2 protein-coding genes are annotated in these 1,711 nt (G+C 39.6%); both read right to left on the bottom strand.

Annotated elements, in window-relative coordinates:
• Positions 1 to 128 precede the first annotated feature (128 nt).
• Entirely contained in the window at positions 129 to 977 is an 849-nt protein-coding gene (gene ampE / locus AN214_RS21655) for a beta-lactamase regulator AmpE (RefSeq protein ID WP_054981606.1), read from the bottom strand.
• 11 nt (positions 978 to 988) lie between these two features.
• Positions 989 to 1,531, bottom strand: a complete 543-nt coding sequence (gene ampD / locus AN214_RS21650; RefSeq protein WP_054981605.1) for a 1,6-anhydro-N-acetylmuramyl-L-alanine amidase AmpD — start codon at positions 1,529 to 1,531, stop codon at positions 989 to 991.
• Positions 1,532 to 1,711 lie beyond the last annotated feature (180 nt).

Here is a 1,711-nt window from a genome sequence, read left to right as displayed (position 1 = left end):
CAGGGTTCAGGGTTCAGGGTTCAGGGTTCAGGGTTCAGGGTTCAGGGTTCAGGGTTCAGGGTTCAGGGTTCAGGGTTCAGGGTTCAGCAAAAATTCTGAAACCTAAACGCTGAAATCTCAACTCTTATTTAACCAACCGATCCCAATAAGGTAAGGATTGCAATCGCCGCTAACATTAATAGCATGTTTCGCTTTACTAAACGCACCATGCATTTGGCTTCAAAGCTGCAGCCGATAAACTCTTGCTCTACACGTTCAGCGGCATGGGCAATGTCACCGATTACTCGTCTGTTTGGTACTGAAAAGTTAAATACATATTTTAAATAAGTTGCCGTGCCTTGGCTAAAGTTACCAATAATTAAATAACCAAAGCTGACAATACGTGCCGGTAACCAGTCAAGCCAATAAAGTGTTTTATGAAGCACCTTTTTGTGTTTTCGAAAGACTGATTCAGGATCATTACGGGTTGAATCCGCAAAATTTCGAATCAACGCATAACCGAGTGCGCCACACACACCGAAGATAACAAACCAAAAAATAACCGCACCATAATAACGAAAGTTAATCCAGGCGATTGTTTGGCCGAGTGTTTCACCACCATCCTGTTCAGTGCGTTTTTGACCTAATTGAAGCGCATACAGTGTTGCAGCTTCTGCATCATCTCGCTGCAGCGCGTTTAAATACCCTTTATATTTTTCACGCAAGTAAGCACAACCAAAACACACTAATAACACAACCACGTTAATCGCAAGTTCAAGCAAAACAAAATCAAATGTTTCGCTCACAGCAAAGAGCAGTAATACGGGAAGTAATAGCCAAATAAAGAAGTCCACTCGACGCGAGTAAATCTTACTAAACAAGCCATTTGATTCACTTACACTAATAAAATGCTTAACATAGGTATTAAGCTGCCATGCATCTTCTTTTGCGGCTAGTCTTTCAATAATAAGTGCTAAGATTACTGAAATTAAAATCATCTTGTTCTCTGCTACGTTAATGAGACATGAAATCGGGCCCAATCAAAGTGTGGACCAGGATCTGTTTTCCGACCTGGCGCGATATCACTATGACCCGTGATCGCTTTTGAATTTAACTTAGGATAATGTTTTAAAAGCATTTTGACCAGTTCTTCAAGACTAGCATACTGCTCATTTGTGAAAGGAACATGATCGCACCCCTCTAATTCAATACCAATACTAAAGTCATTACATCCCTGCCTACCTTTATAATCAGACACACCCGCATGCCACGCACGTTTATTAAACGGTACATACTGAATAACCTCACCATCGCGGCGAACTAAGCAATGCGCTGATACCTCAAGCCCTTCTAAATCTGAAAAACTCGGGTCCGCCTTGCAATCCAAACAGCCCAAAAATAAATCAGATATATACGGTAAACCAAACTGACCCGCTGGCAACGAAATATTGTGAAGTACAATCAGAGAAATATCTTCTTCATCTGGTCGTTCATTAAAATGAGGAGAAGGTAAAAAGCAAATACCTTGTAATACGTGTTGTTCTATTTGCATGTTTCGAAGTAGCCTGCAGAAATTAGATCTCAGATTACCACTTGCCGAAAAAATTCTAAATTCTAAATTCTAAATTCTAAATTCTAAATTTTGAAATCTGAAATCTGAAATCTGAAATCTGAAATCTGAAATCTGAAATCTGAAATCTGAAATCTGAAATCTGAAATCTGAAATCTGAAA

It is taken from the genome of Pseudoalteromonas sp. P1-9 (genome assembly GCF_001399975.1).
Classification (GTDB): domain Bacteria; phylum Pseudomonadota; class Gammaproteobacteria; order Enterobacterales; family Alteromonadaceae; genus Pseudoalteromonas.
The sequence above is the reverse complement of the archived record's forward strand: the minus strand, read 5'-3'. Positions and strand labels throughout refer to the sequence as shown.

Bases quoted from the DNA above. Each gene is read 5' to 3' on its own strand.
- ampD (WP_054981605.1), bottom strand. From the start codon at position 1,531: ATGCAAATAGAACAACACGTATTACAAGGTATTTGCTTTTTACCTTCT.
- ampE (WP_054981606.1), bottom strand. From the start codon at position 977: ATGATTTTAATTTCAGTAATCTTAGCACTTATTATTGAAAGACTAGCC.